At 72.5% G+C, this 25,974-nt stretch carries 25 protein-coding genes and 2 pseudogenes; 19 read left to right on the top strand and 8 right to left on the bottom strand.

Annotation, left to right across the window (positions count from 1 at the left end; genetic code table 11):
- Nucleotides 1–106: 106 nt before the first annotated feature.
- Nucleotides 107–631, top strand: coding sequence for a DUF4245 domain-containing protein (locus OHS71_RS15345; protein ID WP_328479941.1), 525 nt, complete (start codon nucleotides 107–109; stop codon nucleotides 629–631).
- Nucleotides 632–755: 124 nt separating this feature from the next.
- Here the strand turns inward: OHS71_RS15345 and OHS71_RS15340 are convergent, their stop codons facing one another.
- From OHS71_RS15340 to xseA, 3 genes are all read right to left on the bottom strand, one after another.
- A complete protein-coding gene (locus OHS71_RS15340) occupies nucleotides 756–1,346 on the bottom strand; it encodes a malonic semialdehyde reductase (protein WP_328479940.1) in 591 nt (196 codons plus the stop codon).
- Between the two features lie 232 nt (nucleotides 1,347–1,578).
- Entirely contained in the window at nucleotides 1,579–1,803 is a 225-nt protein-coding gene (locus tag OHS71_RS15335) for an exodeoxyribonuclease VII small subunit (RefSeq protein WP_328479939.1), read from the bottom strand.
- 51 nt (nucleotides 1,804–1,854) lie between these two features.
- Nucleotides 1,855–3,090 carry an exodeoxyribonuclease VII large subunit gene (xseA, locus tag OHS71_RS15330; protein ID WP_328479938.1) on the bottom strand — a complete coding sequence of 412 codons (1,236 nt, stop codon included), beginning with the start codon at nucleotides 3,088–3,090 and terminating at the stop codon, nucleotides 1,855–1,857.
- 252 nt (nucleotides 3,091–3,342) lie between these two features.
- Here xseA and OHS71_RS15325 point away from each other — a divergent pair, with 252 nt between their 5' ends.
- A complete protein-coding gene (locus OHS71_RS15325) occupies nucleotides 3,343–4,392 on the top strand; it encodes a 4-hydroxy-3-methylbut-2-enyl diphosphate reductase (protein ID WP_328479937.1) in 1,050 nt (349 codons plus the stop codon).
- A 49-nt stretch (nucleotides 4,393–4,441) separates the two neighbouring features.
- Nucleotides 4,442–5,188, top strand: a complete 747-nt coding sequence (ppgK, locus tag OHS71_RS15320) for a polyphosphate--glucose phosphotransferase (protein ID WP_328479936.1) — start codon at nucleotides 4,442–4,444, stop codon at nucleotides 5,186–5,188.
- Nucleotides 5,189–5,219: 31 nt separating this feature from the next.
- Here ppgK and OHS71_RS41340 read toward each other — a convergent pair whose 3' ends face one another.
- Nucleotides 5,220–5,663, bottom strand: coding sequence for a DUF6542 domain-containing protein (locus OHS71_RS41340; RefSeq protein WP_443046957.1), 444 nt, complete (start codon nucleotides 5,661–5,663; stop codon nucleotides 5,220–5,222).
- Between the two features lie 461 nt (nucleotides 5,664–6,124).
- Here OHS71_RS41340 and ychF point away from each other — a divergent pair, with 461 nt between their 5' ends.
- Entirely contained in the window at nucleotides 6,125–7,213 is a 1,089-nt protein-coding gene (gene ychF, locus OHS71_RS15310; protein WP_328479934.1) for a redox-regulated ATPase YchF, read from the top strand.
- 363 nt (nucleotides 7,214–7,576) lie between these two features.
- On the opposite strand, the pseudogene OHS71_RS15305 reads toward ychF, so the two are convergent.
- From OHS71_RS15305 to OHS71_RS15290, 4 genes and pseudogenes are all read right to left on the bottom strand, one after another.
- A pseudogene (locus OHS71_RS15305) lies at nucleotides 7,577–7,831 on the bottom strand (DNA-binding protein); the annotation flags it as partial.
- A gap of 22 nt (nucleotides 7,832–7,853) precedes the next feature.
- Nucleotides 7,854–8,657: an IclR family transcriptional regulator domain-containing protein gene (locus OHS71_RS15300; RefSeq protein WP_328479933.1), complete on the bottom strand. Its 804-nt coding sequence runs from the start codon at nucleotides 8,655–8,657 to the stop codon at nucleotides 7,854–7,856.
- A 104-nt stretch (nucleotides 8,658–8,761) separates the two neighbouring features.
- Entirely contained in the window at nucleotides 8,762–9,559 is a 798-nt protein-coding gene (locus OHS71_RS15295; protein WP_328479932.1) for a cyclase family protein, read from the bottom strand.
- A 77-nt stretch (nucleotides 9,560–9,636) separates the two neighbouring features.
- A complete protein-coding gene (locus tag OHS71_RS15290; RefSeq protein ID WP_328479931.1) occupies nucleotides 9,637–10,104 on the bottom strand; it encodes a hypothetical protein in 468 nt (155 codons plus the stop codon).
- A 92-nt stretch (nucleotides 10,105–10,196) separates the two neighbouring features.
- Between OHS71_RS15290 and OHS71_RS15285 the strand changes: the two genes are divergently transcribed.
- From OHS71_RS15285 to OHS71_RS15215, 15 genes and pseudogenes are all read left to right on the top strand, one after another.
- Nucleotides 10,197–11,063: an IclR family transcriptional regulator gene (locus OHS71_RS15285; RefSeq protein WP_328479930.1), complete on the top strand. Its 867-nt coding sequence runs from the start codon at nucleotides 10,197–10,199 to the stop codon at nucleotides 11,061–11,063.
- 113 nt (nucleotides 11,064–11,176) lie between these two features.
- A pseudogene (locus OHS71_RS15280) lies at nucleotides 11,177–11,446 on the top strand (ATP-dependent helicase); the annotation flags it as partial.
- Between the two features lie 402 nt (nucleotides 11,447–11,848).
- Nucleotides 11,849–12,808, top strand: coding sequence for an ABC transporter ATP-binding protein (locus tag OHS71_RS15275; RefSeq protein ID WP_328479929.1), 960 nt, complete (start codon nucleotides 11,849–11,851; stop codon nucleotides 12,806–12,808).
- The gene (locus OHS71_RS15270) at nucleotides 12,805–13,599 is read left to right on the top strand and encodes an ABC transporter permease (RefSeq protein WP_328479928.1); all 795 of its coding nucleotides are present in this window, start codon (nucleotides 12,805–12,807) and stop codon (nucleotides 13,597–13,599) included. The genes OHS71_RS15275 and OHS71_RS15270 overlap by 4 nt, the downstream gene beginning before the upstream one ends.
- A gap of 190 nt (nucleotides 13,600–13,789) precedes the next feature.
- Nucleotides 13,790–14,740 (top strand): ACP S-malonyltransferase, encoded by a 951-nt coding sequence (locus OHS71_RS15265; RefSeq protein WP_328479927.1) that lies wholly within the window; start codon nucleotides 13,790–13,792, stop codon nucleotides 14,738–14,740.
- Entirely contained in the window at nucleotides 14,727–16,256 is a 1,530-nt protein-coding gene (locus OHS71_RS15260; RefSeq protein WP_328479926.1) for a class I adenylate-forming enzyme family protein, read from the top strand. Before OHS71_RS15265 ends, OHS71_RS15260 begins: the two co-directional genes overlap by 14 nt.
- Complete coding sequence (locus tag OHS71_RS15255) at nucleotides 16,237–16,491, top strand: acyl carrier protein (RefSeq protein WP_328479925.1); 255 nt, start codon at nucleotides 16,237–16,239, stop codon at nucleotides 16,489–16,491. Before OHS71_RS15260 ends, OHS71_RS15255 begins: the two co-directional genes overlap by 20 nt.
- Nucleotides 16,492–16,496: 5 nt before the next feature.
- Nucleotides 16,497–17,687, top strand: coding sequence for an aminotransferase-like domain-containing protein (locus OHS71_RS15250; protein ID WP_328479924.1), 1,191 nt, complete (start codon nucleotides 16,497–16,499; stop codon nucleotides 17,685–17,687).
- A complete protein-coding gene (locus OHS71_RS15245; protein WP_328479923.1) occupies nucleotides 17,684–20,011 on the top strand; it encodes a lantibiotic dehydratase in 2,328 nt (775 codons plus the stop codon). Before OHS71_RS15250 ends, OHS71_RS15245 begins: the two co-directional genes overlap by 4 nt.
- On the top strand, nucleotides 20,008–21,126 hold the full coding sequence (gene sbnA / locus OHS71_RS15240) for a 2,3-diaminopropionate biosynthesis protein SbnA (RefSeq protein WP_328479922.1): 1,119 nt from the start codon (nucleotides 20,008–20,010) through the stop codon (nucleotides 21,124–21,126). The genes OHS71_RS15245 and sbnA overlap by 4 nt, the downstream gene beginning before the upstream one ends.
- On the top strand, nucleotides 21,123–22,151 hold the full coding sequence (sbnB, locus tag OHS71_RS15235; RefSeq protein WP_328479921.1) for a 2,3-diaminopropionate biosynthesis protein SbnB: 1,029 nt from the start codon (nucleotides 21,123–21,125) through the stop codon (nucleotides 22,149–22,151). Before sbnA ends, sbnB begins: the two co-directional genes overlap by 4 nt.
- Entirely contained in the window at nucleotides 22,148–22,900 is a 753-nt protein-coding gene (fabG, locus tag OHS71_RS15230) for a 3-oxoacyl-ACP reductase FabG (protein WP_328479920.1), read from the top strand. The genes sbnB and fabG overlap by 4 nt, the downstream gene beginning before the upstream one ends.
- Before the next feature lie 55 nt (nucleotides 22,901–22,955).
- Nucleotides 22,956–23,246, top strand: a complete 291-nt coding sequence (locus OHS71_RS15225; RefSeq protein WP_328479919.1) for an acyl carrier protein — start codon at nucleotides 22,956–22,958, stop codon at nucleotides 23,244–23,246.
- 2 nt (nucleotides 23,247–23,248) lie between these two features.
- Nucleotides 23,249–23,773 carry a 3-hydroxyacyl-ACP dehydratase FabZ gene (gene fabZ / locus OHS71_RS15220; protein ID WP_328479918.1) on the top strand — a complete coding sequence of 175 codons (525 nt, stop codon included), beginning with the start codon at nucleotides 23,249–23,251 and terminating at the stop codon, nucleotides 23,771–23,773.
- A gap of 56 nt (nucleotides 23,774–23,829) precedes the next feature.
- Nucleotides 23,830–25,944: a GNAT family N-acetyltransferase gene (locus tag OHS71_RS15215; RefSeq protein ID WP_328479917.1), complete on the top strand. Its 2,115-nt coding sequence runs from the start codon at nucleotides 23,830–23,832 to the stop codon at nucleotides 25,942–25,944.
- Nucleotides 25,945–25,974: the final 30 nt, after the last annotated feature.

Raw genomic sequence — 25,974 nt, 5'->3', positions numbered from 1 at the left:
CGACGACGGCCGGATGAGGGTTCGAACCCGACTCTATCGTCAGTCCGACAAAATGAGCAGGGGACCCCACGGATGAGCGCCTCGGGCACCTGCGACGATAGGGGGCGTGGCAGGTTCGAACGGCAAGCAGAAGACGGCCCGGGACATGATCCTCTCGCTCGGGGTGATCATGATCGCGGCGTGGGTCATATACCTCTTCGTCCCGCACGACGACCGCCCGCCGGACGTCCGGCAGGTCGACTACCGCGTGGAGCTCCTCACGGCGCGGCGCGCCGCCACGTACCCGGTGGCCGCGCCCGAGGGCCTGCCCGACACCTGGAAGGCGACCTCGGTGCGCTTCAAGGGCGACGACTTCGACGCCTGGCACCTCGGGTTCCACGCTCCCGACGGGGAGTACGTGACCATCGAGCAGTCCACTCAGCAGCCCTCGAAGTTCGTCGAGGAGGCCAGTCAGGGCTCGACGGCGACCAAGGTCACCGAGCAGATCGCCGGCCGTACCTGGGTCCGCTACACGGGCGGCCGCTACGACGCGCTCGTCCTCAAGGGCGCGGCGGGTTCCACCACCGTGGTGGCGGGCACGGGCGGCTTCGCCCAGTTGTCGATGATGGCCGGGGCGCTTGAGCTGGCGTGAGCGCCCGCTGAGGGCGACCTGAGCCCTCTGGAGGGGGCGCCCAGAGCCCTGCGGAGGGCGACCCCCTCTGATCGTGCGAAGGGGCCCCGGCACATGTGCCGGGGCCCCTTCGCGTTCAGCATCCTCAGACGGTGGTGACGACCTCGTCGTACGCCAGGCGCGGGGAGCGCGGGTAGGAGGCGCCCTCGCCCGGCCTGCCGATGTTGACGATCATGAGGGGGGTGTGGTCGTCGTCCAGGAACTCCTTGCGGACACCCTCGAGGTCCACACCCGTCATCGGTCCGGCGGCCAGACCGGCGGCGCGGACGCCGATGATGAAGTAGGCGGCCTGGAGGGCGGCGTTCAGCGCGGCGGCGCCCTCGCGGGCCGGGCGCTCGCCGAAGAAGAGGTCCTTGGCCTGCGGGAAGGCCGGGAACAGGGTCGGCAGCTCCTCGTGGAACTCGTTGTCCGCGGAGAGGATCGCGACGAGCGGGGCAGTGGCGGTCTTGGCCTGGTTGCCCTCGGCCATGTGCTGCACCAGGCGCTCGCGGGCCTCGGCGGAACGGACCAGGGTGATGCGCAGCGGGGTCTGGTTGAACGCCGTCGGCCCGTACTTGACCAGGTCGTAGATCGCCTGGACCTGCTCGTCGGTCACCGGCTCGTCGGTGAAGGTGTTCGCGGTGTGGGCCTCGCGGAACAGCAGGTCCTGGGCGGTGGGGTCAAGAGCGAGAGACATGCGTGATCTTCCTCGGGGTGGCGTCCGGTTCCGGTACCGGACCGCGGTCCGGATCGGCTGACGACGCCGACGGTACGCGATGGAAGGTTCAAAGTTCAACAATAATCCGGGGTGGGTGATCCGCTTCACACCGGCGGAGCCGACCGGCCACCTTCACCGCCGCCCCGGCCGGGCGACGCCCTCCACCGCGACCCCGGCCGGGCGACGCCCTCCACCGCGACCCCGGCCGGGGTCACTCCTCGCCGTCCGCTTCCTCCTCCTCGGCCAGCGCCGCGTCCAGCCGCGCCCGTGCTCCCTCCAGCCAGCGCCGGCACACCTTGGCCAGCTCCTCGCCGCGCTCCCAGAGGGCGAGGGACTCCTCCAGCGTCGTGCCCCCCGCCTCCAGGCGCCGTACGACCTCGATCAGCTCGTCGCGGGCCTGCTCGTACCCGAGGGTCTCGTCCGTCTTGCTCGTCATGCGTCCATTCCCGGTGGTCTCGTCCCGTCGTTGTCTGGTTGCCGACGCGTGCTACGCGTCGGCGCCGTCCTGTCCGCCGGCGCCGCCCGCCCGAACGGTGAACTCACCCTCGGCGACCCGTGCGCGCAACATCTCGTCCGCCGTCACCTCGGCCGGGTCCCGGATCACATGCCCGTCGGCCTTCTGGAGCACCGCGTACCCCCGCTTCAGCGTCGCGGCCGGCGAGAGCGCCACCACGCGCGCGTGCGTGTGCGTCAGTTCCGAGTCGGCACGGTCCAGGAGGTGCCCGAGTGTGCGCCGTGAGCGGTCGACGAGCGAGGAGACGTGCTCCGCCCGCTCGTCGATCATCCGATGCGGATCCTGTATCGCGGGCCGAGCGAGGGCGTGGGCGAGCCCGCGCTCCTCCCGCTCCAGGAACGCCTGGGCGCAACGCCGCGCCCGCCCGCGCAGCATCCGCACCCGTTCCAGTTCCTCGCCGACGTCCGGTACGACCTTCTTCGCGGCGTCGGTCGGCGTGGAGGCGCGCAGGTCGGCCACATGGTCGAGCAGCGGATTGTCCGGCTCGTGCCCGATCGCCGACACGACCGGCGTACGGCAGGCCGCGACCGCCCGGACCAGCTGCTCGTCGGAGAACGGCAGCAGATCCTCCACGCTGCCACCGCCCCGCGCGACGATGATCACGTCGACCTCGTCCAAGGCGTCCAGCTCCTTCACCGCCTGGACGACCTGCGTCACCGCGTGCACACCCTGGACGGCGACGTTGCGCACCTCGAAGCGGACGGCGGGCCAGCGGTGCCGGGCGTTCTCCAGGACGTCCCGTTCGGCGGCGGACGCCCGCCCGCACACCAGACCGACGAGCTGCGGCAGGAAGGGCAGCGGTTTCTTCCGCGCGGGGGCGAAGAGGCCCTCCGCGGTGAGGGCCTTCTTCAGCTGCTCCAGCCGTGCCAGCAGCTCGCCGACCCCCACCGGCCTTATCTCGACGGCCCGCAGCGACAACTGGCCACGCGGCGCGTACCACTCCGGCTTCGCGTGGACGACGACCCGCGCGCCCTCGCCCACGACGTCCGCGACCGCGTCGAAGACCTGCCGGAAGCAGGTCACGCTCACCGAGATGTCGTGCGAGGGGTCCCGCAGCGTCAGGAACACCACGCCGGCGCCGGGACGGCGCGACAACTGGGTGATCTGCCCCTCGACCCACACCGCGCCCAGCCGGTCGATCCAGCTTCCGATGAGCCGCGAGACCTCGCCGACGGGCAACGGGGCGTCCGCGGACGTGTTCACAGCCATGCGGACGAGAGTATCGGCCACGACCGACAAGCCCGGTGAGCGTCCTTCGGAGCCCGGCGGCTCCGCCACTTCGAACACGGAGGGGGCGCACACCGGCCCGCCACGGGGCCTTCCGCGCGAGCGAGGCACAGAGAGGGCGCGAGAGCGGGCGAGGGACCGGGCGGGATCGAGGACGAAGCCCGTCCGGGGCCGAACCGGGGGCCCGGGGCGGAGTCCCCGGGTACGCCGAGGGCGGCCGCACACGGCCTTACGATGGGACACATGACTGCTTCGCCTGGCCGCCGCCGTGTCCTGCTCGCCGCCCCCCGGGGCTACTGCGCGGGCGTCGACCGTGCCGTGATCGCCGTCGAGAAGGCCCTGGAGCAGTACGGGGCGCCGGTCTACGTCCGGCACGAGATCGTCCACAACAAGTACGTCGTGCAGACCCTGGAGCGCAAGGGCGCCGTCTTCGTCGAGCGGACGGAGGAGGTCCCGCCGGGCAACATCGTCATGTTCTCCGCGCACGGCGTCGCCCCCGTCGTCCACGAGGAGGCCGCGCGCGGACGGCTCGCCACCATCGACGCCACCTGCCCCCTGGTCACCAAGGTCCACAAGGAAGCCGTCCGCTTCGCAGCCGAGGACTACGACATCCTTCTCATCGGGCACGAGGGCCACGAGGAGGTCATCGGGACCTCCGGCGAGGCACCCGAGCACATCCAGCTCGTCGACGGCCCCGAGGACGTCGCCAAGGTGGAGGTCCGCGACCCGTCGAAGATCGTATGGCTCTCCCAGACCACCCTCTCGGTCGACGAGACCATGGAGACGGTCGACGCCCTGAAGGAGAAGTTCCCGCAGCTCATCTCCCCGCCCAGCGACGACATCTGCTACGCCACGCAGAACCGTCAGCTCGCCGTGAAGCAGATGGGCGCGGAGGCGGAGCTGGTGATCGTGGTCGGCTCACGCAACTCCTCCAACTCCAAGCGGCTCGTCGAGGTCGCCAAGCTGGCCGGCTCCCGCGAGGCCTACCTGGTGGACTTCGCCGACGAGATCGACGAGGCCTGGCTCGACGGGGTGACCACGGTGGGCGTCACCTCCGGCGCCTCCGTCCCGGAGGTCCTCGTCGAGGAGGTCCTGGCCTGGCTCACCGAGCGCGGCTACGGCGACGTCGAACTCGTCAAGGCGGCCGAGGAGCACATCACCTTCTCGCTGCCCAAGGAACTCCGCCGTGACCTCCGCGAGGAGGCGGCGGCACTGGCGGCCGGGCGCGGCGGCAGCGGCGCGGTGTCCGGCTCGGCGCCCGCCGGGCCGGCCGAGGACAGCTGACGCGCCCCTCGGCCGCGTGACCGTCCGTCCGCCGTCGTAACGTAGGGCCATGCAGATCTTCGGCGTGGACATCGGTGGATCCGGGATCAAGGGCGCCCCTGTGGACCTGGACAAGGGCGATCTGGCCCAGGAACGTCACAAAGTGCTCACCCCGCAGCCGGCCACGCCCTCGGGCGTGGCCGACGGCGTGCGGGAGGTCGTCGAGCACTTCGGGTGGACGGGACCGGTGGGCCTGACCTTCCCGGGCGTGGTGACCGGGGGTTCCACGATCCGCACGGCGGCCAACGTCGACAAGAGCTGGATCGACACGGACGCGCGCGCCCTGTTCAGCGAGCGGCTGGGCGGCCTGCCGGTGACCGTGGTCAACGACGCGGACGCGGCGGGCGTCGCGGAGGTCTCCTTCGGCGCCGGCCGTGACCGCAGCGGCACGGTCGTCCTGCTGACGTTCGGCACGGGCATCGGCAGCGCCCTCTTCGTCGACGGTGTGCTCGTCCCCAACACCGAGCTCGGTCACCTGGAACTGCACGGGCACGACGCCGAGAAGCGCGCCTCCAGCAAGGCCAAGGAGGACGGCGAGCTGACCTGGGAACACTGGGCCCGCCGGGTCACGAAGTACCTCGCCCACGTCGAGATGCTCTTCTCGCCCGAGCTGTTCATCATCGGCGGCGGCGTCAGCCGCAAGGCCGACAAGTTCCTGCACCTCATCGAGGGCATCAGGGCGGAGATCGTGCCGGCCCAGCTCCAGAACAACGCGGGCATCGTGGGAGCGGCCATGCGGGCGGCCAAGGAAGAGTAAGGCCCGCCCGGGCCCCCGGGGGCTGGGGAGATCAGCCCTGCGGACGGCGGGCGGCGGCCGCCCGGGGGCGGGAGGCGGCCGGCGGCAAGTGGCGGTGCGCCGTCCGACGGCGGGCCGCCGCCCGGCGCAGTCCGCGGGCCAGGATGGCCGCCCCCGCGACGAGGGTCCCGCCGTACAGCCAGCCGACCTGTGTGGCCAGCGCGGTCACCAGCCCCATCAGCCGCGCCCCGATGCCGTTCCCGCCCTCGGCCACGGGCAGGAGCCCGACGGCGAAGGCGATCGGCGCGACCACCGGCGCGGACAGCAGGTCGCTTCCGCGCACCCACAGGGCGGTCAGCAGGCACACCGGCAGGAACAGCACGCTGTACACCGTCAGCGAGGCGCCGAACAGCAGCTGGTCCAGGCACCCGACCGCGAACATGAGCGCTCCGCTGAACAGTCCGCCGCCCAGCCCGGTGAGCCGGGGGTTCGGCATGCGGCGCGCCGCCTCCGCGGTGCGTGCCGTTCCCGCCGTCCGCGCCAGGGCCGGCGCGGGCCGTCGCCCGGCGGGGGAGGGCCGGTCCCCGCCGGAGCGGGGGGCCGCGGACCGGGCATCCCCGCGGGCCGCCCCGGCGTCCCCGCCCGCCGGGTGCGACCGCCCGCGGCTCGCCTCCCGGTCCGCCTGCGGGGGCAGCGGTGGCAGGGGCGGGGCGTCGCGGCGGGGGCCTCGGGCCGGGGGGCGCGTCCTGTGTTGCTCCACAGGACCAACTTAGGTCGTTTTATGTGCCGAATCGGGTGTCGGACACGCCGTGAGCGGGAGCTTGGCCATGCGTTCGACAGGTCCGCCGGGTCGGCGCCGGGCACGCCGTAAACTGGTGGACCGGTCAGCTCTCTGGCCCCTGGCCCTCTCACTTCGGGAACTGGCCCTCCGGCCCTCTCACCACGGGAAGTCGCAACGTGTCGCTCACGATCGGAATCGTCGGTCTGCCGAATGTCGGCAAGTCGACCCTGTTCAACGCCCTGACCAAGAACGACGTGCTGGCGGCCAACTACCCGTTCGCCACGATCGAGCCGAACGTCGGCGTGGTCGGCGTCCCGGACGCCCGCCTCACGAAGCTGGCCGAGATCTTCTCCTCGCAGCGGATCCTCCCGGCGACCGTCGACTTCGTCGACATCGCGGGCATCGTGCGCGGCGCGAGCGAGGGTGAGGGCCTGGGCAACAAGTTCCTGGCGAACATCCGCGAGTCCGACGCGATCTGCCAGGTCATCCGCGCTTTCAAGGACGAGAACGTCGTCCATGTGGACGGCAAGGTCTCGCCCAAGGACGACATCGAGACGATCAACACCGAGCTGATCCTCGCGGACCTCCAGACGATCGAGAAGGTTCTCCCGCGCCTCCAGAAGGAGTCGCGGATCAAGAAGGAAGTGGCGGCGAAGGTCGCGGCGGTCGAGTCGGCGAAGGAGATCCTGGAGAAGGGCGACACCCTGTTCTCCGCGGGCATCGCCCAGGGCTCCGGCAACGAGGAGCTCCTGCACGACCTGCACCTGCTCACCACGAAGCCCTTCCTGTACGTCTTCAACGTCGACGAGGACGAGCTGGTCGACGAGGACTTCAAGGCCGAGCAGCGCGCCCTGGTCGCCCCGGGCGAGGCGATCTTCCTCAACGCCAAGCTGGAGCAGGACCTCGCCGAACTGGACGAGGACGACGCGATGGAGCTGCTGGAGTCGGTCGGCGCCGAGGAGCCCGGCCTCGCCACCCTCGCCCGCGTCGGCTTCAACACCCTCGGCCTCCAGACGTACCTCACGGCAGGCCCCAAGGAGTCCCGCGCCTGGACGATCAAGAAGGGCGCCACCGCTCCCGAGGCCGCCGGCGTCATCCACACCGACTTCCAGAAGGGCTTCATCAAGGCGGAGGTCATCTCCTTCGCCGACCTGGTGGAGACCGGCTCGGTCGCCGAGGCCCGCGCCAAGGGCAAGGCCCGCATGGAGGGCAAGGACTACGTCATGCAGGACGGGGACGTGGTGGAGTTCCGGTTCAATGTCTAGCCGGTGACTTAGCACCACTTCGCTGATCTGGGTAAACATCCAGGTCGGAAAGGGTCCGGCTCATGAGGGTCGGGCCCTTGATCTTTTTCCCGTGCTGGCTCTCGGGCAGTGATCTCCCGATGCGACAGGCGGGCGGGTGCGGCTTCATCCGTTGAATGCGCCCGGAAACCACCTCGCAGCGAACGCCACGCCTTCACACGGGTGCTCTGCCGGGAGATGCACCCCAGAAATGTCGAGACGCATTGCCCCGCGTGAAATGGCCGCAGTGTCGCCGGCCCTGTGCTGCTGTCCCGCCGCGATGCCGGCGTGGGCGGGCAGCTCGGCGCCGGCCTGATGGCTGAGCATGTCACCCAGTCCTGATCTTTAGATGTCGAAGATCTGTACGCGGTCGCCGCACAGGTTCGACCAGTCATCGCGGTCCGAGGCCAACACCAGGACGGGCGCCGGGACGCGGAGCGCCATCGCGGCGACGAGAGCATCGATGGCGTACTTGTGTCCGTGCAGACCACCGGCGTCGCTCAGCAGCTGCACCGCGGTGAGGCTGTCTGCCTGGGTGACGTCCTGGACCTGAAGGCGGGAGAGCACCCGGTGCGGCCGGGTGGTGTCCGTCTTCGCGTAGGCCCCGTTCGCCGTCCTGTCCCTACCGCGCCCCGCCGTCGAGGGCGCCCGCCAGCGTGGCGGCGGCCGTGGCGAGATCCGCTTCGATCGTGCGCTCGTGCGGCAGCAGGTCGTGCTGTCTGCCCACGACCGACAGCGCGGCCCGGATGCGTCCGTCGGCGTCCCGCACGGGTACGGCGTACTCGATGACACCATGCTCGAACTCGCCCCGCGCCGTGACGATGCCGCGCAGGCGGTCGCGGTCGTTGGCGGCGACGAGTTCCTCGACGGAACGGGCCGCCTCGGGGCCGCCCACCCCGATCAGCTCGTAGTCGTCCAGGAGCGCGGCGATCTCCCCCGGGGTGTGGTCGAGCAGAAGTGCGCGCCCCGCGCCGGTGCACCAGCACGGGGTGACCAGACTCGCCGGGGCGAGCCGCTCGTGGGCGATGCCCGAGGCCGACTCGGCGCGCACCAGCCTGACCTGGACGCCGTCGAGGACGGAGAGCCGGGCGCCCGCGCCGTGGGTGACGGCGAGGCGGCGAAGGAGCGGGCGGCTGCCGCGGACCAGGCCGGGGTGCAGGGACGCCGCCGTGGCGAAGAAGGCGCCGCCGGCCCGTAGCGTCGAGTCCTCCCGGCGTTCGAGGAAGCCCTTGTCGCACAGATCCTGAGTGGTCCGGGACGCCTTGCTGCGCTCGACGCCGACCTCGTCGGCGAGCCTGCTCACGTTGAATCCGGTCCGGCCCGACGTCTCCCGTTCCAGCACGGTGTTGACGATCCGCAGGGCCATGCGCAGCGAGGAGGCAGTTCCCTTCGCCGTCGGCCCGGGCGCGGGCTCGTTCGTCGTCACCCGCGCACTATAACCAGCGGTGCGCGGGCCCCAGGCCGGTCGGCCGCGCGGCCGACCGGAGCTCCTCGCGTCACGGGATCCGAACCCGGTTCGGACCGCTGGGTTCAGACCGCCCGATGCAGGGCGAAGACACGGGCGGGGAAGCCCGAACCGCCCTGGGGCTTGGGCCAGGTGGCGACGATCAGGGCCCCGGCCTCGGGCACCCGGTCCAGGTCGGCCATCAGTTCGATCTGCCAGCGGTCGCGTGCCAGCACGTAGCGCTCCAGGCTGAAGTCACCCGCGGAGGTGGCGAGTCCGGGATCGGTGTCGGTCTGCTCGTGGCCGATGGCGGTGACACCGGCGTCCTCGAAGAGGTACCGCAGGACCTCGGCGGACCACCCCGGGCAGTGGCTCACGCCCGCCTCGTCCTTGTTGGCCATGGCGTCCGGGTCGGGCCAGCGGTGGCTCCAACCGGTGCGCAGGGCCACGAAGGAGCCGGCCGGAATCCGGCCGTGGCGCGACTCCCAGGTGGCGATGTCGGCGAGGGTCGGTACGGCGTCGGGGTCGGCGGCGACCCGCTCACCGATGTCGAGGACGACCAGCGGCAGGATCATCTCCTCCACGGGTATCTCGTCCAGGGTCCGGGCACCGGCGACGAAGTGCACGGGCGGGTCGACGTGGGTGCCCCACTGGCCGACGATCGTGTGGAGGTGCACGGTGAAGCCGTCGCCGCGGGACATGTCGAAGGGCGTCTCCCGCTTCTCGTCCGGGAAGGCGGGGAAGTGCGGCTGCCCCGGATGGAAGGCGTGCGTGAGGTCCGTGCGGACCGTCGTCGCCGTGAGTTCCCGGTGCAGGGCCCACAGCGGCGGTTCGGCGCCGGTGGTGGCGGTCGCGGCCGGGCCGGTGGCGGTGTTCGGTGTCATGGGTGCCAGGTCCTCTGGGTGGACGGGGTAGGGGCGACGCGCGGAGGGTCGGCCGGGGGCGGGCCCGGCGGGGCGGGTCAGGCCCGGGAGACGAGTTCCAGCGGGGCGGAGAGTTCGATCACCGGGATCTCCCAGGGGTGGGCGTCGGTGAGGCGGGCCAGCACCCGGGACAGGTCCCGGTCCGTCACCGCGTCGACGTACGTGGTCACGGCGACGGTGGCGGAGAGGACCCGCCCGCCGACCGAGCCGAGGGCGGGGCGGGCGCCGGACCGGACGGTGAAGCCCTCGGCGCCGAAGGTCACCTCGAAGACGTCGCCGTACACGCCGAAGTCCCCGAGTTCGGGCGAGTCCTCCAGTACGCGCAGCAGCGAGGCGAAGGACTCGTCCGAGCGCAGCGCGTCGAGATCGCCGCGCGCGCAGGCGGTGAGGGTCGCCTCCGAGACCGGCCAGTACGCCTTGACCCTTCGCACCGTGCGGCGCCGTACGGACGTGACCGCGGGCTCCCCGCCTCGTTCGGCGGCTTGCGGCGGAGTCGTCGTGGCCATGCGCATACATCCCTCGGTATTCGGCGGCAGCTGCTGCACAGGATGCTAGGCGTGCATTAAATGCACGGCAAGATGTAAATGCTGCACAGTTCATGATCTTGTGGAGAGGCGGCGGTACAGTGCGGAACGGCGAGCAGGGCGACGGCACCCTGGCGTACGGGCGTGCCGGGGCGACGGAGGAGTACGAGGGGCACGTGGACTCGAGCGTGGCGAAAGGCCTGGACGTCATGTCCGCGCTCGCCCGGGGCACCGCCGGCGGCCGGCGACATGGTTCCGCCGCGTCCGTCTCCGAACTGGCCCGCCAGATGGGCCGCGACCGCAGCCAGCTCTCCCGCGCGCTCACCGCCATGGGAGCGGAGGACTTCGTCGCACGCGACGAGGTCTCGGGCGCCGTGGCACCCCACTGGCGGCTCTACACGACGGCCCGGGAGCTCACGGCTCACCGCCTGCGCACCGACGGACTCACGGCCCTGGAGGGCATGGCGGCGGAGACCGGCGAGAGCTGCTACCTCGGTGTGCTGGTCGGCGACACGACCGTGACCGTCGCCGAACGGGTGCCGCCCGGCAGCCGGCAGCTCGGCTCCTGGATCGGCCGCCCCTACCCCGCGTACTGCAGCGACTGCGGCCAGGTCCTGCTGATGGACGCCGACGACGACGAGGTGGCGGCCGTGTTCTCCCGCACCGACTTCGTCCGCCACGGCCCCGGCACACCGACCGGGCTGGACGACTTCCTGCGCCGGCTGGCACTGACCCGCCGGCGCGGATACTCGATCGTCGACGAGGAGGCCGAGCCCGGCCTGTACTCGGTCGCCGTGCCGGTCCGCGACTTCACGGACGAGGTCGTCGCCGCCGTGCAGGTCGTGGGACCGCGAGGCCGCCTCGAACCCCGAACCAGGGAGATCGTGGCCACCGCACTGCGCTGGGGACGCCACCTGGAGACGGTGCTGCGCGGGGCGTGACGGGCGCGCCCGCCGGGACGCGGGTTCCGGGGGATCCGCCGGGCGCGGCCGACGCCCGACGGGCCCGGGGCGGGCGGTGGAAGGATGCCGGGAGGCGCGAGGGGGGCGGGAGCGTGGGGCGTGACGAGCGGGAGACGGTCGCGAGGGGAACGCGGCTGTTCGAGGCGGCGCGGGCGCTGGTCGGTGACCACGAGAAGGCGGTGGATGCGGTACGGGCCGCGCTGAAGATCCACGATGAGGCGGTGAAGCGGGAGCTCGACGCCATCCCGGTCGCCCGGCTCCAGGACGTCACCGAGGGGCGGCTGCGGCTGGGGAGCGTCGAGAAGAGCGGGCTGCGCACCGTGGGCGGGGTTCTCGAGGCGGGCCCCTACCGGTTGCGGCAGGAGGAACAGGAACGCCTGGGCATGACGGACGGGACGCTCACGGCGGCCGAGTGAGCCTCCCGTCCCGAGGCGGTGCTCGCCGGCCGCCGCTAGGCGGGGCGAGTGCGTCGAGGTCCGGGCCGGTCCCGAAGGACACGTGGCGCTTCGGGGTGCCCCGGAATGCCGGCGGGTGCGCAGGCGCCGGTCGGTTCGTCGTACGTACGGAGGCTCACGGTGCGGTCATGGGGCAACCGTGGGGATCCGACCAGGTCCGGGCGGTGAGACCGTGCCGGCGCGACCGCTCTTTCCAGCCGTGCGCAGGCTCGATAGGGCAGCGATAGCCGCGTCGGTTCGGGCGGATAGCGGGGGGCGCAAGAGTGTTTCTCGTCAAGCCGCCCCCCACCGGATCGTGAGGACCTGAAGATGACCGAAACCCAACTCCGCCCGGCGTCGGGGGAGGTGACGTCCCCGGATGCCGCCGTGCTCAGCACGGTCGTCAAGCGCTTCGCCGACGCCAAGGGCGAGGAGTTCGCCGCCGTCGACGGGCTGGACCTGCGGATCCGGCGTGGCGAGGTCGTGGCGTTCCTGGGACCGAACGGCGCGGGCAAGACGACGACGATCGACATGCTCCTCGGGCTCACCCGGCCCGACTCGGGCCGGGTGGAGCTGTTCGGCCAGGAGGCACGGCAGGCGGTGCGCGCCGGACGGGTCGCGGCGGTCCTCCAGAGCGGCGGACTGCTGCCCGACCTGACCGTCGAGGCCACCGTGCGGATGCTCGGCTCGCTGCACCCCGGCGCCGACCCGGAGACCGTGATGAGCAGGGCCGGTGTCACCCGGCTGCGGGACCGCCGGGTCTCCGAGTGCTCCGGCGGTGAGCAGCAGCGGCTGCGGTTCGCGGTGGCGCTGCTGTCCGACCCGGAGTTCCTGGTGCTGGACGAGCCGACCGCCGGCATGGACGTGGCGGCCCGCCGTGAGTTCTGGGCCACCGTCCGCGAGGACGCCCGGCGCGGCATGACGGTCCTGTTCGCCACGCACTACATGGAGGAGGCGGACCAGTTCGCCGACCGGGTGGTACTGGTCGACCGGGGGCGGGTCGTCGCCGACGGGTCCGCGTCGTCGATCCGCGCCCGCGTCAGCGGCCGGACCGTCTCCGCCCTGATCAGCCCGCAGGACGCCGCCGAGGTGGCCGGTTCCCCGTCGGTCCGCTCCGTCACGGTCCGCGGCGCGCGCCACCACTTCGACTCCACCGACTCCGACGCCCTGCTGCGGCTGCTCGTCACCCGGACCTCCGCCACCGAGATCGAGGTCGCCCCCCGCAGCCTGGAAGAGGCGTTCATGGCGATCACGCAAGCCGGCCGCACCGGCCAGGAGGGCCCGCGATGACCACCTCGACCATGCCGCCCGCCCGCGTCCGCGCCTCGTCGTTCAGCGGAGTCAACCCCACCTTCGTCCGCTACGAGCTGGCCCGCCGCTTCAACCGTCAGACCACGATCTTCACCCTCCTCCTGCCGGCCGTCCTCTACCTCGCCCTGTTCCGTACCGCCCCGGCCCACGGCACGCTGCCGCACGGCAACTTCGCGGTCTGGATGATGATCGGCCTCGCCGTGTACGGGGCCGCGATGGCCGCTGTGAGTTCCGCGGCCACCATCTCGGTCGAGAAGTCGGCGGGCTGGATGCGCACGATCGCGCTGAGCCCGCTCGCCCCGCCCGGATACCTGCTCGTGAAGGTGCTGTGCTCGGTGGTCGTGGCCGCCGTGCCGGTGGCCATCGTCGGAGTGCTGGGCGTCGTCACCGGCGCGCACGCCGATGCCCGGGTATGGGTGACGTCCCTGGTCGTCGCCTGGCTCGGGGCCGCGGTCTTCGCCGCGCTCGGCATCTCGCTCGGCCTGGCCCTCAAGCCCGACGTCGTGATGCACATGCCGGGGCTGACGATGACCGCGCTGGCCTTCCTCGGCAACCTGTTCATCCCGCTCAGCGGCACCATGCTCGAGATCTCCCGGTACACGCCGATGTACGGCGTGTCGACCCTCGCCCGGTACGCCCTCACCGACGGCTACAGCTTCAGCGGCGAGCACTCCGGTCTGGCGGGAGCCGTCCTCAACACCGTCGCCTGGTTCGCCGGGTTCGCCTTCATGGCGGTCCGCCGGTTCGCGAAGAGCACCGGCCGCCAGTAACGCCTGCCGGCCGGGCCGCCGCCCGTAGCGCGGGCCGTCGGCAAGGCGCCCCCGCCTTGCCGCACCTCGCTCCCCGCGCCGGCTCGCCCTGCTCCACCTCGTCTCACCGAAGACCATCCACCATCCACCACCCACCGCCCGCCGGCCCAGCGCCGCGCGACGGGCTCAACACGAAAGGGGGATAGAACACATGTTCGCAATCATGGCGCCGGGTCAGGGCTCCCAGACCCCTGGCATGCTCGCCGGCTGGCTGCGCGACCCCGTCCACGCCGAGCGCGTACGGGCCTGGTCGCAGGCCGCGGACTGCGACCTCGTCCACTTGGGCACCCGGGCCTCGGCCGCGGAGATCGCCCGCACCGAGAACACCCAGCCGCTGCTGGTCGCCCTGGGCCTGCTGGCCCACGAGGCGCTGGCGACGGCGGGCACCGCGGTGACGGCCGGCCACTCGGTCGGCGAGCTCACCGCCGCCGCCTACGCCGGGGTCCTGACGCCCGTCGACGCGGTACGGCTGGCCGCGGTCCGTGGCCGGGCGATGGCCGCGGCCTGTGCCGAGGAGCCCACCTCGATGGCGGCCGTGGTCGGCGGCGACGAGAGCCGCGTGCAGGCGCGGATCGCCGAACTCGGCCTGTACGCGGCCACGTTCAACGGGCCCGGTCAGATCGTGGCCGCCGGGTCCGCCGAAGGACTCCGGCAGCTCGCGGCGGCACCCCCGCCGGAGTCGACCGTCAAACCCCTGCCGGTCGCGGGCGCGTTCCACACCCCGTACATGGAGTCGGCACGGCAGGTCTTCGCGAAGGCGGCCGCCGCGACCGCATTCGCCGCCCCCCGCGGGCCGCTGCTCTCCAATGCCGACGGCGAGGTCGTCACCGATCCCGAGGAGGTCCGCCGGCGGCTCGTCGACCAGGTGGTCCGCCCGGTGCGCTGGGACCTGTGCCTGCACACCCTGGCCCGGCTGCGACCCGGACCGACGGTGTCCCTGCCGCCCGCCCGCACCCTCGCCAACATCCTCAAACGACGGCATCCCGAACTCGACGTCCTCCAGGTCAACACGGCCCGCGACATCGGCAAGGCCCTCGTGCGCATCGACGAGAGCGCCCGCGAGAGCGCCCGTGAGGAGGAACCCGCCCATGCCGGTGTCTGACCTCTTCGAGCGCGCCCGCGCCGAGCGCCCCGACCACCTCGCGGTCGTCGACGGCGACGGCAGCCTCACCTACGCCGAACTGGGCGGGGAGATCGACCGTGCGGCCGGCTGGCTGCGGGCCCAGGGCATCACCCCGGGCCAGCGGGTCGTCCACACGGGCGGCAACGACCGCACCTTCCTCGCCCTGTTCTACGCCACCCTGCGCATCGGCGCCGTCTTCGTCCCCGTCCACCCCGAACTGACCGGCCCCCAGGTCGCCGGCATCGTCGAGGACTGCTCGGCCGCCCTGGCGATCTGCCCGCCCGGCGCCGGCGAGCGGGTCGGGCGGACCGTCCCGGTGGGCCGGGCCCGGCAGGAGATCCAGGACACCCCGGCCGACGGCTTCACCGCCCGGGTCCCGGACGACGGTGTCGCGATGCTGATCTACACCTCGGGCACCACCGGCCGCCCGAAGGGCGTCGTCTGCCCGCACCGGCAGATGACCGCGGCCGTCGAGGCCGTGGGCGCGTGTCTCGGCTACACCGCCGACGACGTGGTGCTGTGCCGGCTTCCGCTCTCCTTCGACTACGGCCTCTACCAGGCCCTGCTGTGCGCCCGCACCGGCGGCACCCTCGTTCTCGCCGAACGCGGCGGCGACCGGGGCCTGTTGCGGACGATCGAGCGGCACGGGGTGACCGTCGTTCCCCTCGTGCCCTCGCTGGCCCAGATCCTGGCCCTGCTCCAGCGCAAGCTGCGACGGCCCACCGGGGTGCGCCTGTTCACCAACACGGGCGCCCGCCCTGGCCGGGCCGTCATGGCCGAACTCCTCGAGGTCTTCCCGGGATCGGCGTTCGCCTCGATGTACGGCATGACCGAGTGCAAGCGCATCTCGATCCTCGACCCCGCCGAGTACGCCGCCCACCCCGACTCGGTCGGGCGGCCGATCCCCGGCGACCGGGTCCGGATCGTCGACGGCGGCAAACAGGAGCTCGGGCCCCGCCAGGTCGGTGAGATCGTCGTCCACGGCGCCACCGTGATGGCCGGCTACTGGGGCGTCCCGCTGGAGGCGCAGAACCGCTACGTCCCCCGCGCCGACGGCTCGCTGGAACTCCACACCGGCGACCAGGGCTACCTCGACGAGGACGGCCGGCTCTACTTCGTCGGCCGTGACGACGACATGATCAAGCGGCGCGGGATCCGCCTCGGGCTCACCGAGATCGAGGACGCCGCCGAGCGGATCCCCGGCGTGCTCGCGGCGGTGGCGCTCCGGCCCGAGACCGAGGACGCCCCCCTGCGACTGGCCGTGCAGACCTCCCTGACACCCGACGAGGTACGCGACCGGCTGCGGCAGCGCCTCGACCGGGCCCGCCTGCCCGACCGGATCGTGCCCATCGACGCCGTACCGCTGACCGCGAACGGCAAACCGGACCGCAAGGCCGCCGAACTGCTGGTCCGCGCCCACGACAGCCACCCCTGCGCCCAGCCGACCCGACAGCCCGCACAGACGAGGACCAGCCATGAACCAGTCGCAGTTTGACCAGCTCGTCGAGGAGATCTGCGCCGTGACGGTCACCGACCCGCAGACCCCGCTCGTGGACCTCGGCGTCGACTCGCTTCAGACCATCGCCCTGGTGATGGCCGTCGAGGAGCAGTACGGCATCGAGATCGACCCGGAGGTCCTCGCCGACCCGGCACTCACCTCCTCCGCCGGGCTGCTGCGTTCCGTGCAGGACCAGTTGGCCGCCGCCCTGCCGGCCAGAGCCGGGAGCTGACCGCCATGTGGACCGACACACGACCCGAGGTGGAGATGCCGCGGCTGTTCGAGCGGGGCGGGGACGTGATCTCCTTCGCCGGGGGCCTGCCCGACCTGGACGTCCTGCCGCTGGACGTCATCTCCGCCCAGCTCTCCCGGCTGGTCAGGCTCGGCGGGAAGCTCGCGCTCCAGTACACCACCCCGCATGTCGCCGCGGCCCTGGTGCCGGCGATCACCGACCTGATGGCCCGTGAGGGCGCGCACGCCGCGGCCGAGAACCTGGTCCCGACCGGCGGCTCCCAGATGGGGCTGATGGCGGTGGCCCTGGGCCTCGCCGCCCCCGGCCACACGGTCCTGTGCCAGACCCCCGCCTACCCGGGCGCCGCGGCCGCCTTCCGCACCGCCGGACTGCATCTGCACACCGTGCCCGAGGACGCCGGAGGGCTCGACCCCGAAGGACTGCGCGAGACGGTGCTGAGGCTGCGCGCCGAAGGCCGCACCGCCAGCCTCCTGTACTGCAACCCGACCTTCCAGAACCCGACCGGCGCGACCCTCTCCGTCACCCGCCGCGAGGAACTGCTCACCGTCGCACGGGAGCTGGACCTCCTGGTCGTCGAGGACAACCCCTACGGACTGCTCGGCTTCGACGGGCGGACCACCGACACCCTCCAGGGCCTCGACCCCGACCGCGTGATCTACCTGGGCACCTTCTCCAAGGTGTTCGCGCCGGGGCTGCGCTGCGGCTGGATCGCGGCGCCGGCCGAACTGGCGGGCACCCTGCGCCGTACGACCGAGATCATGGCGCTGTCCCCGTCGGCACTCGCCCAGGCGGCCCTCGCCGCCTTCCACACACGATCCGGCTGGACGGACCTGATCGACGCCTACCGGGCGAGCTACCGGGAGCGGTCGGCACTGATGGCCGACGCGCTGGACGCCGAACTCGGCGCCGGAGGTCCCTGGACCTGGGAGCGCCCCGACGGCGGCTTCTACATCTGGCTGCGGAACCGCGACGGCGTCGACACGAACACCTTCGCCGCCGCGGCGGCCGAGCACGGGGTCTCCTTCGTGCCCGGCGCCCACTTCGGCATCGGCGGCGAGAACGCCGACGCGCTCCGGCTGTGCTTCAGCCACGTGCCCAGGAAGCGGATCGCCGAGGGCATCTCCCGGCTGGCGGCCGCCCTCGGCCGGGGCGCGGCGGAAGGGGCGGCGGCATGACCGGCACGCTCGAGGCGACCCGCACGCTCGACTGGACGGCCTTCGGACCGTCGTACCGGCTCGGCGACAGCGAGTGGCAGGTATGGGGCGTCGGACTGCTGCGCAGCGCGGGCTTCCCGGTCTCCGGCCTCGACCTGCTCGGCGGCCCGCGCGCGGCCCGGGCCGCGGCGCTGGTGGAAGCCGGCGGCCCGGCGGACGCTCTGGAGACCTTCGGCGCCGCCTACCGCGCCGACACCGAAGCCGAGGCGGGGCGGCTCGCCCGCCTGGCCACCGACGACCGGGTGCGCACCGCCATCGCCTGGCAGAACCGCACCGTCTACCAGATCCTCGACTCGCTGGCCGCCCGCAAGGGCAAGGAGTCCAAGCGCCGGCAGCGTGAACGCACCCTGGCCATGTACTGGCTGCGGTACTGCGCCAAGGCCGACACCATCGGCTTCTTCGGACCGGGGGCGTGGATCTCCGTCGGACAGGGGCAGCGCGCCGTCGACCTCGAGGTCGGCCCGTCGCTCACCTCCCGCAGCCGCACGTTCCTCGAACGCTGGACCGTGGCCGCGCTGGCCGACTGGATGGCGGGGCAGCCGGGCGCCCGCTGGTGGTTCCCGCCGGTGCTGCGGCCCGATGTGCACCTCTCCGGTGACCGGCTCGTCATGCAGGGCGGCCGTACGGTGCGGCTGCGCGAGGACGACGTCCAGGTGCTGCGGCTCGCCGACGGCGACCGCAGCGGCGAGGCCATCGCGGAGGCGACCGGCTGGGACCCGGCCACGGCACGGGAACGGGTGGAGAAGATCCTCACCCGGCTGCTGCGGCAGCGGGTGCTGACCTGGGATGCCAACATCCCCGTCGACGTCCGTGCCGAGGAGGTGCTGCGGCGGCGGGTGGCCGGCATCGCAGACCCGGAACTGTTCGTCCGCTTCGACGCGGTCCTCACCGCACTCGACCGGCTGCGCGACGGCATCGACGCGGCGGTCACCGCCGAGGAGCTCGTCGCCGCGCTCGACCGGCTCGACGACTTCTTCGTCCGTACGACGGGACAGGCGGCCTCCCGCGAGGAGGGCAAGGCGTACGCCGGCCGCACCCTCGTCTACCAGGACTCCCTCCGCGACTGCCGGATGGACCTGGGGCGGGACTTCCTGGACGGGCTGGCCCGTCCGCTGGCCCTGGTCGCGGACGCGGCGGACTGGTTCGGCAACCGGCTGGCCGAACTGGCGGAGGCGGAGGTCGCCGGATTCGTGCGCAAGGCCGCGGCCCGCCGCCGCGGGGACGTCACCCTGGCCGACGTCTGGACCCAGGTGCTCGGTCTCTTCTGGGGCGACGACGCGGCCCCGGTGCGGACCGCGACGCGCGAACTCGCCGAGAAGTGGCGGCAGGTGCTGAACCTCGACGAGGAACAGCGCGACCCGGTACGGCTGTCGGTGTCCGACCTCGAGGAGCGGGCCCGCGAGGTCTTCGCGACGGGCCCGGTGCGCTCCGCGCACCTCGCCGTGCACAGCCCCGACCTCCAGGTGGCGGCCAGGTCCGTCGACGCCTTCAACGCCGGCGACCACACCACCGTCCTCGGCGAACTGCACGCCTGTCTGGCCACGCTGGACCTGCCGTTCCTCGACTGGACCACCGACTCCGGCTCGCTGCGGGACAAGGTGAACACGGCGATCGGCGCCCGGCGGCTGGTGCCGCTGCTGCCGGTCGAGTGGAAGCGCAACAGCGGCCGCATGGTGCCCGCCCCGATCGGCGCGGGCGACCGGCTGATCGGCTTCACCCGGGCCCCGTACGACGACCGCGCCCGCGTCGACCCGGCGGCGTCCGTCGGCCTGGCGGAGAAGGACGGCACGGTCACCGCCACCACCCCCGACGGCGGCGTCTGGAGCATCGCCGAACTGCTCGCGGTGCCGGTCTCGATCATCGCCGCGGACGCCTTCAAGATCGGCCTCGACCGGGCCCACGCCCCGCGCGTGACCCTCGACGGCCTGGTCGTCTTCCGGGAGACCTGGCGGCTGCCGGTGGCCGGAACGGGCCTGCCGGACAAGGCCGACCGGGAGCGCGACTATCTCGCCGTCCGCCGGTGGGCGGCCGAGCACACCCTGCCCGACCTGCTCTTCGTCAAGTTCCCCGACGAGACCAAGCCGTCCCTCGTCGACTTCACCAGCCCGACGCTGGTGCTGTCCTTCGCCAACCTCGTCCGCGCCGCGCGCCGGCTCGACCCCGAGGCCGTCATCACCCTCAGCGAGCCGCTGCCGGCTCCGGAGGACTCCTGGCTGCCGGACGCCGACGGTGAGCGCTTCGTCAGCGAACTGCGGCTCCAGATCAGCAGAAAGGTGCCGGAATGACCGTCCTCGCCTCCGACAGCGCGGCCCTCGCGGTCCGTGCCACCCGATCCCGGGACCCCGACATCGTCGCGACGATCGGCGGCACCCCCCTGGTCGCACTCGACCGCCTGTTCCCGCCCGCGCGGTTCCAGGTGTACGCCAAGTGCGAGCGCTTCAACCCGGGCGGCTCCATCAAGGACCGCGCCGCCAAGTCGATGATCGAGCACGCCATCAGGACGGGGAAGCTCGTCCCCGGGGTCTCCACGGTCGTCGAGTCCTCCTCCGGCAACCTGGGCATCGCCCTCGCCCAGCTGTGCAACTTCTACCGGCTGAACCTGATCTGCGTGGTCGACCCGCGCACCACCACGCAGAACGCCGCCATCATGCGGGCGTACGGCGCGAAGGTCGAGGTCGTCGACCGAGACCCGGTCACCGGCGAGTACCTGCCGGCCCGCATCGAGCGGGTGCGTTCGCTCCTCGCGAGCGTCCCGGACGCCTACTGGCCCAACCAGTACGCCAACGAGTACAACTCCCGGGCCCACCACCACACGATGCGGGAGATCCACGAGGCCCTCCCGGGCGGCCCCGACCACCTCTTCCTCGCGGCCGGCACCACCGGGACACTGCGCGGCTGCGCCGAGTACATCCGCGACCACGGCCTGACCACGAGCGTGGTGGCGGTGGACGCGGTCGGCAGCGTGATCTTCGGGCCGCCGGAGCCGTGGGAGTACGGCCACCGGCGCACGATCCCCGGACACGGGGCCGCGGTCGTGCCGGCGCTGCTGCGGCCGGGCCTCGCGGACCGGGTCGTCAAGGTCACCGACTTCGACTGCGTGCGCGGCTGCCGGCAGCTGCTCGCCCAGGAGTCCGTCCTCGCAGGCGGCTCCTCCGGCGCCGTCGTGGCCGCGCTCCAGGCCGCCGCGTCCTGGATCGAACCCGGCGCGACCTGCGTCGCCGTGCTTCCCGACGGCGGCGACCGCTACCTCGACACCGTCTACTCCGACTCCTGGGTCGAGGACCGCTTCAAGGACTTCCCGCTCCCCGGCCGCACCGACCCCGGCCGCACCCACCCGGGCCCCACCGGTCCCGAGCACGCAGGTCTCCACCCCACCGATCCCGAAAGGAGTGAGTCATGAGGATTCTCGGTCGCGACGACGTCCACCAGGCCCTGACGGGCCTCGGACCCGCCGTCCTCGACGCGGTCCGCACCGCCTATGTGCTGCACGGCCAGGGCCACTCGCAGGTGCCGTTCTCCAGCTTCCTGCGCCCGCCGCGGCCCGCCGGCTCGCGCATCATCTCCCTGCCCGCCTACCTGGGCGGCCCGGAGCCCGTCATGGGCCTGAAGTGGATCTCGTCCTTCCCCGCCAACGTCGAGCAGGGCCTCCAGCGGGCCTCCTCCGTCCAGGTGCTCAACGACCTCGACACCGGCTACCCGCAGGCCCTGCTGGAAGGCAGCCAGATCTCCTCGTCCCGGACCGCGGCGAGCGCCGCCCTCGCCAGCGGGGCGCTGCACGGCTCCCGTCCGGTGCGCACGGCCGGACTCGTCGGGTGCGGCACGATCAACCAGCGGGTCCTCGCCTTCCTCGCGCTGACCCACCCCGAACTGGAGACCGTGACCCTCCAGGACGTGGTCCCGGGCCGCGCCGAGGTCCTCGCCGCCGAACTGGAGAGCGAGTACCCGGGGATCACCTTCCGCACCGGTGACGTCGCCGCGGCGCTGGCCGCCCGCACGGTGAGCATCGCGACCACCGACTCGACGTACTGGCTCGACCTCGCCACGTATCCCGACCGCCCGTCGGGCCAGGTGATCCTGCACCTGTCGCTGCGGGACCTGAGCACCGACTCGGTGCTCGGCGCGTACAACGTCGTCGACGACATCGAGCACGCCGTCCGCGAGGGGACCTCGCTGCACAGGGCCGAACAGCAGGTGGGGCACCGGGAGTTCGTGCACGCCGAGATCGCCGGCGTGCTGGGCTGCTCGGAGCCGCCGGCCACGGACGGCACGATCGTCTTCTCGCCCTTCGGGCTCGGCATCCTCGACCTCGCGGTCGCCCGGGCCGTCCTGAAGGCCGCCACCGCGGCCGGCCTCGGCACCGAGGCCGAGGGCTTCGACCCCGGCAGCCACCGGGTCACCGCCGCGCTTGCGGGGAGGGCCGCATGAGCGCCCTCTTCGCCGAGGGCACCAAGGCCCTCGTCACCGGTGCCTCGCGCGGGATCGGCGCGGCGATCGCCCTCACCCTGGCCGAACACGGCTGTGACGTGGCCCTCAACTACCGCTCCAACGCGGCGAAGGCCGAGGAGGTCGCCGAGCAGATCCGCGCCCTCGGGCGGGAGGCCCTGCCGATCCGGGCGGACGTCTCCGACGAGGCCCAGGTCGCCGCGATGTACAAGCAGCTGAAGGCGGCCTGGGGGCGGCTGGACGTCGCCGTCCTCAACTCCGGTGTCACCGCCGACGGCCACCTGGCCGCCATGAGCTCGGCCAAGTGGCAGGAGGTCATCTCGACCAACCTCACCGGCACCTTCTACACCGCCCGTGAGGCGACCAAGCAGATGTACGCGAGCGGCGGCGCGATCGTCTTCATCGCCTCCACGAGCGGCATCGCCGGCCGGGCCGGGCAGGCCAACTACGCGGCCAGCAAGGGCGGGGTGATCGCCATGGCCAAGACGCTGTCGTACGAGGTCGCCCCGCGCGGCATCCGGGTCAACGTCGTCGCACCCGGGTTCATCGACACCGACATGGTCAAGAAGGTGCCGCCCGCCCATATGAAGGAGGCCCTCCAGGTCATCCCGATGGGCCGGATGGGCACCGCGGCCGAAGTGGCCCAGGCGGCGGCCTTCCTGGCCGCGCCCGCCGCCTCCTACATCACCGGCAAGGTGCTCACCGTCGACGGCGGAATGATCCCCAACTAGTCGTCAATCAGCCATTTCTTCAGAGTATTTGCTCCCCTATGGAAGGAAAGTCACCGTGTCTGTCGCCACCTTCGAAGACATCCGTGCCCAGGCCGAGACCCGCCTGGAGAAGAACATGAAGGTCAAGTCGATGATCATCGACCGCCTGGGCCTGGACGTCGAGCCGGCCGTCGTCTCCGACAACCAGCCGCTGTTCGGCCGCGGCCTGGAGATGGACTCGCTGGACACCCTGGAGATCGTCGTCATGGTCAACAACGAGTACGACGTGCTGATCAGCGACGACGACTTCGAGGCCTTCGGCTCCATCAACGCCCTGGTCGACTTCATCGAAGCCCGCGAGGTCTGAGCATGACCGTCACCTCAGAGGCCCCCACGAGGCCCAGGCAGAAGCACAGCTACTCCTCCGACGACATCAAGCGGATGCTGCCGCACCGCTGGCCGATGCTGATGATCGACCGCGCCTACGACGTCGTCCCCGGAGTCTCCGGGCGCGGGGTGAAGAGCGTCTCGGTGAACGAGCCCTTCTTCGCCGGGCACTACCCCGACCACTCGATCATGCCGGGCGTGATGATCGTCGAGGCGATGGCCCAGCTGGTGGCCGTCGTGTACGTCGCCGAGATCATCGAAACGGCCGCAGCCGAGGCGGCGGCCGGGGCGCCCGGCGGCGGCGACCCCTCCGAGAGCGTCGGCTACCTCGGTTCCATCAGCTCGATGAAGTTCTCGCGGCTGGTCGTCCCCGGCGACCAGCTGACCCTGGACGCCAAGCTCGGCCAGCGGCTGGGCGGTCTGCGGCAGGTGTCGGTGCGGGCGAGCGTCGGCTCGGAACTGGCCGCCGCCGGCTCCCTGATCGTCACCACCGGCCGCAAGGCCTGACCCCCTCGTACGACTGCCACCCGCAGTTCTCCCACCCGAAGAAAAGGAGGTGAGGCATGTCCATCACGATCCGCCCGTACCAGGAGGGCGACGCGCATGACATCGCGGCGCTCTACAACCGCCACCGCGACAACCCCAACCCGGTAGCGGGCGGCATCACCGGTGACGAGCTGGAGCGCGAGCTGGCCGAACGGGACACGGGAACGTTCCTCGTGGCCGTGGACGGCGGGCGTGTGGTGGGCACCTTCGGCCTGTTCCACAACACCGGCCGCCGCTCCGCCCGCGCCGGTGAGCTCATCGCCGACATGTTCTTCGTCGCCCCGGCCTACCGCAACGGTGTCATCACCGGCCGGCTGTTCACGGAGGCCGTCGAGTGGATGGTGCAGTCCGGCTGCCTCGTGCTGCGGCTCACCGTCAACCCGGCCAACAGCGTGGCGTTCAAGCTCTACCGGCGCGTCGGATGCGTCTCCGTGGGCCAGACCGTGCCCGGCGAGGACGGCAACGTCGAACTGCACAACTACATCCCGCTGGTCCTGCGCAGCGTCTTCGCCGACCTGGGGCCGGAGGTCAGGTCGGCCCTCGGGGGCCTGAACAGTTTCGGCACGGTCACCGAGGCACGGGACGACGAACTGCGCTCCGACGTCCGCCCGGTGGACGGCGTCCGCACCGTCGACTACCACCTGGCGCTGGGCGACTTCAGGATCGACGCGAGCGTCGACGTCGACCGTGGCGTCGTACGCGAGGCGCAGGTCACCGGGCCCGACGGCGCCGGCCGTGCGCTGCGGCTCACCGAGCCGCCGTACCGGGTGCGCGCACCGCGGCGGCCGCAGCCGCACCGGTTCGGCTCGGACGGGCTGGTCTGCGAGGTGGACGGCGACGACGGCACCCTGTCGGTGCTGGCCGAAGGGCACCACGGGCCGGTGTTCGTCTCCACCTGGCCCAGCTGCCGGGCCGACCGCCCGGCGGGCTGGCGCGAGGGAGAGCCGCGCGACCTCGACATCGTCCCCGTCGGGGACGGGGTCCGGATCACCGAGCGGTGCGGCGAGGACGAGGTCGTCGGCACGGTCTCCCTCACCGAGGGGACCCTGCGGCAGGACTTCGTCTTCACCAGCCGCCCCGGCCGGATCTTCCAGACGGTCGGCCTGCGGCAGGGCACCTTCGTCCCCCCGGACGGCGAGCGCCATCCGATCGGTCTCGGCCTCGGCGTCCGTGACGCCTCGGAGGCGGTCGCCGCCTCCCAGGTCGTCCCGGTCGGCACGGACCTCGCCTGGCAGGGGACGTCCTGCGGCATCGGACTGCCGGTCCGCGAGCCGGTCCGGCTGATCCACAGCACGCTGCTGGAGCGCGGCCTGACGCCCGGCCCGGACGGGGTGGCCCGCCTGCGGACCGTCTTCCACCCGGCGGCTGCGGGGGCCGACGCGCTGATCACTGACGCCGAGGCCGACGCGCGGACCGCCGACGCGGGGGCCGACGCCGTACGGCCGGCGCCCCTGGACGGTCCGCACGGCGACCAGGACGCCCGGCGCCGTACGGCCGGGAAGCCTGGCGCGGCCCGCCGGCTGGAGCTGCACGCCTCCGCCGCCGGCGTCACCTCGTGGAAGGAGGGCGCCACCAAGGTCCTGCGCAGCCCCTACCCGCGCACGCGGGTGTTCGGCTACAACCCGCGCTGGACGGCGGGTATGTGGGTCACGGCGGAGAACAGCCGGTTCGGCCGTGCGAGCGGCCTCGGCTGGGGCGTACGGCCGGCCCGCTGGGAGGAGAAGCACCCGCTCGGCCTGTTCGCCCCGCGCGAGCGGATCGGCTGGGAGCTGACCGCCCCCGAGGACCCCGCCGAGCCGGTGCGGGCCGAACTCCAGGCCCCGGAGAGCGAGGAGGAGATCGTCCTCTGGCTCACCCCGAACACACCGCGCGCGACCACCGTGGTGCTCGACTCGGCCGGCACCCGGTGGGAGCTGGACTCCGCCGGCTTCCGCCAGATCTGGGCGACCGCGGCCACCGTACGGCTCGCCGACGGCAGCTGGCTCGACTGCCGGCCCGCGGACGACGCCTGCGCGCACGCGGAACTCGTCCTGCGCACGACCCCTTCCGGCCTGTTGATCGGCTGCGTGTCCCCGGGCCGCCGGCCGAGCGCCTGGCAGCTGGCCGTGCACAGCGGACCCACCCGGCCCTGAACCACCGCCGACCGGCGGGCCCACCCGGTC

Origin of the sequence: Streptomyces sp. NBC_00377 (genome assembly GCF_036075115.1) — a bacterium.
Classification (GTDB): Bacteria; Actinomycetota; Actinomycetes; order Streptomycetales; family Streptomycetaceae; genus Streptomyces.
The sequence above is the reverse complement of the archived record's forward strand: the minus strand, read 5'-3'. Positions and strand labels throughout refer to the sequence as shown.

Bases quoted from the DNA above. Each gene is read 5' to 3' on its own strand.
- OHS71_RS15245 (WP_328479923.1), top strand. From the start codon at position 17,684: ATGACCGGCACGCTCGAGGCGACCCGCACGCTCGACTGGACGGCCTTC.
- OHS71_RS15285 (WP_328479930.1), top strand. From the start codon at position 10,197: ATGATCTTGTGGAGAGGCGGCGGTACAGTGCGGAACGGCGAGCAGGGC.
- OHS71_RS15255 (WP_328479925.1), top strand. From the start codon at position 16,237: ATGAACCAGTCGCAGTTTGACCAGCTCGTCGAGGAGATCTGCGCCGTG.
- fabZ (WP_328479918.1), top strand. From the start codon at position 23,249: ATGACCGTCACCTCAGAGGCCCCCACGAGGCCCAGGCAGAAGCACAGC.
- xseA (WP_328479938.1), bottom strand. From the start codon at position 3,090: ATGGCTGTGAACACGTCCGCGGACGCCCCGTTGCCCGTCGGCGAGGTC.
- OHS71_RS41340 (WP_443046957.1), bottom strand. From the start codon at position 5,663: ATGCCGAACCCCCGGCTCACCGGGCTGGGCGGCGGACTGTTCAGCGGA.
- OHS71_RS15295 (WP_328479932.1), bottom strand. From the start codon at position 9,559: ATGACACCGAACACCGCCACCGGCCCGGCCGCGACCGCCACCACCGGC.
- OHS71_RS15275 (WP_328479929.1), top strand. From the start codon at position 11,849: ATGACCGAAACCCAACTCCGCCCGGCGTCGGGGGAGGTGACGTCCCCG.
- fabG (WP_328479920.1), top strand. From the start codon at position 22,148: ATGAGCGCCCTCTTCGCCGAGGGCACCAAGGCCCTCGTCACCGGTGCC.
- OHS71_RS15270 (WP_328479928.1), top strand. From the start codon at position 12,805: ATGACCACCTCGACCATGCCGCCCGCCCGCGTCCGCGCCTCGTCGTTC.
- OHS71_RS15325 (WP_328479937.1), top strand. From the start codon at position 3,343: ATGGGACACATGACTGCTTCGCCTGGCCGCCGCCGTGTCCTGCTCGCC.
- OHS71_RS15215 (WP_328479917.1), top strand. From the start codon at position 23,830: ATGTCCATCACGATCCGCCCGTACCAGGAGGGCGACGCGCATGACATC.
- OHS71_RS15265 (WP_328479927.1), top strand. From the start codon at position 13,790: ATGTTCGCAATCATGGCGCCGGGTCAGGGCTCCCAGACCCCTGGCATG.
- sbnA (WP_328479922.1), top strand. From the start codon at position 20,008: ATGACCGTCCTCGCCTCCGACAGCGCGGCCCTCGCGGTCCGTGCCACC.
- OHS71_RS15340 (WP_328479940.1), bottom strand. From the start codon at position 1,346: ATGTCTCTCGCTCTTGACCCCACCGCCCAGGACCTGCTGTTCCGCGAG.
- ppgK (WP_328479936.1), top strand. From the start codon at position 4,442: ATGCAGATCTTCGGCGTGGACATCGGTGGATCCGGGATCAAGGGCGCC.
- OHS71_RS15335 (WP_328479939.1), bottom strand. From the start codon at position 1,803: ATGACGAGCAAGACGGACGAGACCCTCGGGTACGAGCAGGCCCGCGAC.
- OHS71_RS15250 (WP_328479924.1), top strand. From the start codon at position 16,497: ATGTGGACCGACACACGACCCGAGGTGGAGATGCCGCGGCTGTTCGAG.
- OHS71_RS15260 (WP_328479926.1), top strand. From the start codon at position 14,727: ATGCCGGTGTCTGACCTCTTCGAGCGCGCCCGCGCCGAGCGCCCCGAC.
- OHS71_RS15290 (WP_328479931.1), bottom strand. From the start codon at position 10,104: ATGGCCACGACGACTCCGCCGCAAGCCGCCGAACGAGGCGGGGAGCCC.
- sbnB (WP_328479921.1), top strand. From the start codon at position 21,123: ATGAGGATTCTCGGTCGCGACGACGTCCACCAGGCCCTGACGGGCCTC.